The organism is Ameyamaea chiangmaiensis (genome assembly GCF_013376175.1).
Classification (GTDB): domain Bacteria; phylum Pseudomonadota; class Alphaproteobacteria; order Acetobacterales; family Acetobacteraceae; genus Ameyamaea; species Ameyamaea chiangmaiensis.
The window spans coordinates 1-909 of sequence record NZ_JABXXR010000334.1 but is presented as its reverse complement, the minus strand read 5'-3'; the positions used below and the strand labels follow the sequence as shown (position 1 = coordinate 909).

The 909-nt window shown below is 70.3% G+C and carries 1 protein-coding gene; it reads right to left on the bottom strand.

Annotated elements, in window-relative coordinates; genetic code table 11:
• On the bottom strand, nt 1-909 hold a 909-nt coding region (locus HUK82_RS16890), incomplete at both ends, for a cytochrome c (RefSeq protein WP_176615002.1).

Sequence of the window (909 nt, the reverse complement as noted above, 5' to 3'; positions counted from 1 at the left end):
GGCGCTGACGGCTGCGGCATCGGGGGCCGGCCCGGCCGCACGGGACGCATCTTCGGTGAGATAGACGGCGATCGCCCGCACGTCGGCGTCGGGCAGCGCGTGCATCTCCTCGATCACCGGCGCCATCGGGCCCAGCGCGGGGCCATGCGCGTCGTCATGGCCATGGCGAAGATAGCGCACCATCGCCTCCACGCTCCACGGCACCGGTGCTCGGGACATCAGGCCCAGCGGCGGCGCGATCCAGCCATCGGCTTCACCCCCGGCCAGATAGGCGGACCCGCTTTTCTCCGCCCCCAGAATATTGCGCGGCGTGTGGCATGCGGAACAATGGCCCAGCCCGTCAACCAGATACGCGCCGCGATTCCATTCGTCCGAGCGCGACGGATCGGCGCGGTACGGGGTCGGATCGTGGAACAGCGTGTTCCACGCCGCCATGGTCGGACGCAGGTTATAGGGAAAGGCCAGCTTCGTCGCCGGCACCGCCCGCGCGACGGCCGGCTGCACCATCAGATAGGCGTACAGTGCCCGAAGATCGGCGTCCGACACGCGGGCGAAGGACGTATAGGGAAAGGCTGGATACAGATGCCGGCCGTCGCGGCTGATCCCCTCGCGCATCGCGCGCGCGAACGCCGCGTAGGACCAGCCACCGATCCCCGTTTCGACATCGGGTGTCAGGTTCGTGGTGATGATCTGGCCGAACGGCGTGTCCAGCGCCCGGCCGCCGGTATTGGCAACCTCGCCGGGCGCGGTGTGGCAGACGGCGCAGTCCCCGGCCGCCGCCAGTATCCGTCCACGGGCGATCTCGGCCGGCGCGAAGGATGCGGCATCGGGACGTGGAATGGGGGCGATCGGCCGCCGTACCGGCAACGCGGTCGAGGCGGTCTGCAGCACCGCGGCGGCCAGCATGCC